This is a genomic window from Streptomyces sp. CO7 (assembly GCF_053474865.1).
The window spans coordinates 112126-115712 of sequence record NZ_JBRIOU010000007.1; the positions used below are offsets into that span (position 1 = coordinate 112126).

Sequence of the window (3587 nt, forward strand, 5' to 3'; positions counted from 1 at the left end):
GACCCGACACGGGACCCACGGCGCGGGGCCGGGTGTCCCCGGGGCCGGGCTCGACGGAACCGGTGGTGGCCGGAGCCGTTGGTTGCCGGGACCGGTGGTGGCCTGAGCCGTTGGTTGCCGGGACCGGTGGTCGCCAGAGCCGTTGGTTGCCGGGACCGGTGGTCGCCGGCACCGGTGGTCGCCGGAACCAGGTGTCGCGAAGGCCGGCGGACACCGGAGCCGGTGTCGCTGCGGCCAGGTGTCACGGAGGCCGGGTGTCGCTGGGGCCGGAGGCCGGGTGTCGCTGGTGGGGCGGACGAGGCGCGCGGCCGAACGACAGGATCCACCGAGGGCGGGAGCCGTCGGGAGGCCGGGCCGGGGCCGGGGCCCACACACGTCCGGACCCGCAGGCCGTCAGGCCTGCGGGTCCGGGGTGTCACAGCCGGTGTCCACCGGCAGACGTCACGCGGCCTTCGGCGCGTTCACGTCCGCGGGGAGCGCCTTCTGGGCGACCTCGATCAGGGCCGCGAAGGCGGTGGCGTCGTTGACGGCCAGCTCCGCGAGGATCTTGCGGTCCACCTCGACGTTGGCGGCCTTCAGACCCTGGATGAAGCGGTTGTAGGTCATGCCGTTGGCGCGGGCAGCGGCGTTGATGCGCTGGATCCACAGCTGACGGAAGTCACCCTTGCGCTTCTTGCGGTCGTTGTAGTTGTAGACCAGCGAGTGGGTGACCTGCTCCTTGGCCTTGCGGTACAGGCGCGAACGCTGACCGCGGTAGCCGGAGGCCTGCTCGAGGATCGCCCGGCGCTTCTTGTGGGCGTTGACTGCCCGCTTGACGCGTGCCACTTTTTAACTCCTTGTAGCGGGGCCGCGGTGGTTGGTCACACGGCCCGGAAACGACTTGGGTCCCGGTCTTCACTGACGTCCGGCGGCCGGGCCGCCGGGACGTCACTTGCCGAGAAGCTTCTTGATCTTCTTGGCGTCGCCCGGGGCCATCTCGGCGTTGCCGGTCAGGCGACGCGTCAGACGGGACGACTTGTGCTCGAGCAGGTGGCGCTTGCCGGCGCGCTCGCGGAGCACCTTGCCGGAGCCGGTGACCTTGAAGCGCTTGCTGGCACCGCTGTGCGACTTGTTCTTCGGCATAGCGCCGTTCTCTCCTCGTCGGTGGCGCTCCGGTGCCCGGTTCGGCCGCCTGTCGGCGGCCAGGCCGGGCACTGTACGGAGCGTCGCTCTGTTGTGCTGGACAATCCCGGACGTGCGTCCAGGAGGATCAGGCGTCGGTCGAAGCCTCTGCCTGGTCGTCGGCGGGAGCCTCGGCCTGGCCGTCGGCGGAAGCCTCGGCCTCGGCGGCGTTCTGCGACTTGCCGGGGTTGGCCTTCGCGTCCGCCTTGCGGGCCGCCTGGGCCTCGCGGGCCTCGGCCATCGCCTCGGTCTTCTTCTTGTGCGGACCGAGGACCATGATCATGTTGCGGCCGTCCTGCTTCGGGTTCGACTCGACGAACCCGAGGTCGGCCACATCCTCCGCGAGACGCTGCAGCAGTCGGTAGCCCAGCTCGGGGCGGGACTGCTCACGACCGCGGAACATGATCGTGATCTTGACCTTGTCACCCTGCTTGAGGAACCGGACGACGTGACCCTTCTTGGTGTCGTAGTCGTGCGGGTCGATCTTCGGCCGGAGCTTCATCTCCTTGATGACCGTGTGCGCCTGGTTCTTGCGCGCCTCACGGGCCTTCATGGCCGACTCGTACTTGAACTTCCCGTAGTCCATGAGCTTGCACACGGGCGGACGGGCGTTCGCCGCGACCTCGACCAGGTCCAGGTCGTACTCCTGCGCAAGCTCCAGGGCCTTGGCAAGCGGGACAATCCCGACCTGCTCGCCGCTGGGACCGACAAGTCGCACCTCGGGAACGCGAATCCGGTCGTTGATGCGGGGCTCGGCGCTGATGGATCCTCCTCGGTAGCACCTCGCGGCAGCCTGGTGTGACAGCCGCGGACGTCTGTGTCTTCGTAGGACCTAACCGCGCCGGGACACGAAAAATGCCCCGCACGGTCTCACAGGCGGGGCTCCTCGAACTGCTACCGGAGCACCGTCGCGATCGTCGCGGGGCGCGCATTCGGCGAAACGACGTCCTGGAAGAACGGCTCTCGCTGACCGGTGACCCGCCGCCCTGTGGGCAGCCAGGTGGGAGTTCGAAGGACTCCACTTGTGGGCCGGGTCCGTGGTCTCGCGACACACGTGTCCGGCCGGTCGTGGACACAAGATTAGCAGGCCGCCGGGCGTGCCGCCAACGCGGTGCCGCACGCGCGGCGGCGGTGGTCCCGCGCGAGGACGGGGCCGGGCCTGCGCCTATCGTGTGGGGCATGAGTGAGAGTTCTGAGACGCCCGACTTCGACGCCATGACCCGTGACATCGCGGAGGTCCCCGCCGTCGAGGTCATCGTGACGGTCGCCGTGAACCTGATGAGCGCCGCCGCGGTCAACCTCGGCCTCACCGACGAGGGTGACAAGTACAAGGACCTCGACGAGGCCCGCAAGCTGATCCACGCGCTGGCCGGCCTGCTGGACGCGAGCGCCACCGAGATCAGCTCCTTCCACGCCGCCCCGCTGAAGGACGGCCTGAAGTCGCTGCAGCTCGCCTTCCGCGAGGCGTCGACCGTCGCGGACGAGCCGGGGCAGGGCCCGGGCGAGAAGTACACGGGCCCCGTCTGGGGCTAACGCCGACACCCGGCGCGGCGCGCTCAGCGCACGTACAGGGGCTCGCCCGGCAGCGAGGTCCCGGCCGGCACCACCGCCAGGTCGAGACCGCGCAGCAGGCGGGCCCTCAGCGTCTCGTCCTCCGCGAGCCGTCCCGCCAGCGAGCGGACCACGGCCGGGGCGGCCTCGGCATCGTCCAGCACCAGCGCGAGCATCCCGTCCCGCTCCCCCGGCAGCAGGTACGCCAGCCCCACCGCGGGCTCGGCGGCGAGCGTGGCGCGGAGCGCGGCGGTGACGGCCGGGTCGGCCGACGGGTCGAGGGCGGTGCGCCCCTCGGCCAGCGCCAGCAGCGCCGGACGGTTCAGCTCGTAGGCCACCGGTCCGGCCAGGTCCAGCACGATCGTGTCCGCCTTCTCGTGCGCGGCGGCCCGCAGCGCCTGTCCCAGCGGGACGGCGACGGGGCGGGCGGCCGGGTCCCACAGGGCCAGCGCCTCGGTGGAGGTGAAGGCTGGCAGCGCGGTGCGGTCGCCGGCCTTCAGGGTCGGCACGGCCATGTCGCTGGTCTTCTCCCGGCGCAGACCGTTCTCGTCCACCTCGACCTCGCCGAGGACGGCGACCACGGGGACGAGGAGGCGGGCGTCCTTCAGCGCCTCCAGCACGGGGCCGTGCGCGGTGCGGTCCTTCGACCAGGCCTCCAGGGCGGCGGCGAGGCGGGGGTCCGCGGAGCCGTCGTCGTCGGCGAACCCGGGGTCGGGGATGTTCTTGTTCACGCCCCCGACCCTATCGCCGCGGCCCGGAGCGCCCGGCGGCCGGGCGCGGGGCCGGGCCGGGCACGGGACCGAGCGGCGGACGCGGGCAGGGCCGGGCGCGGGACGCGGGGTCGGCGGCGGACGCGGACCGGGCCGGGCGCGGGA

The 3587-nt window shown here is 71.9% G+C and carries 5 protein-coding genes; 1 reads left to right on the top strand and 4 read right to left on the bottom strand.

The genetic code is table 11. The features are described from left to right. Positions 1-441: 441 nt before the first annotated feature. The 3 genes from rplT to infC form a co-directional block, all read right to left on the bottom strand. Complete coding sequence (gene rplT, locus ACOV8S_RS24335; protein WP_151774738.1) at positions 442-825, bottom strand: 50S ribosomal protein L20; 384 nt, start codon at positions 823-825, stop codon at positions 442-444. 102 nt (positions 826-927) lie between these two features. Continuing rightward, positions 928-1122 (bottom strand): 50S ribosomal protein L35, encoded by a 195-nt coding sequence (gene rpmI, locus ACOV8S_RS24340; protein WP_007829094.1) that lies wholly within the window; start codon positions 1120-1122, stop codon positions 928-930. A gap of 127 nt (positions 1123-1249) precedes the next feature. After that, positions 1250-1924 (bottom strand): translation initiation factor IF-3, encoded by a 675-nt coding sequence (gene infC / locus ACOV8S_RS24345; protein ID WP_448320443.1) that lies wholly within the window; start codon positions 1922-1924, stop codon positions 1250-1252. Positions 1925-2340: 416 nt separating this feature from the next. Here infC and ACOV8S_RS24350 point away from each other — a divergent pair, with 416 nt between their 5' ends. Continuing rightward, positions 2341-2694: a DUF1844 domain-containing protein gene (locus tag ACOV8S_RS24350; protein WP_351112483.1), complete on the top strand. Its 354-nt coding sequence runs from the start codon at positions 2341-2343 to the stop codon at positions 2692-2694. 23 nt (positions 2695-2717) lie between these two features. Here ACOV8S_RS24350 and ACOV8S_RS24355 read toward each other — a convergent pair whose 3' ends face one another. Further along, positions 2718-3443, bottom strand: a complete 726-nt coding sequence (locus ACOV8S_RS24355; RefSeq protein WP_448320296.1) for an SseB family protein — start codon at positions 3441-3443, stop codon at positions 2718-2720. Between the last annotated feature and the right edge of the window lie 144 nt (positions 3444-3587).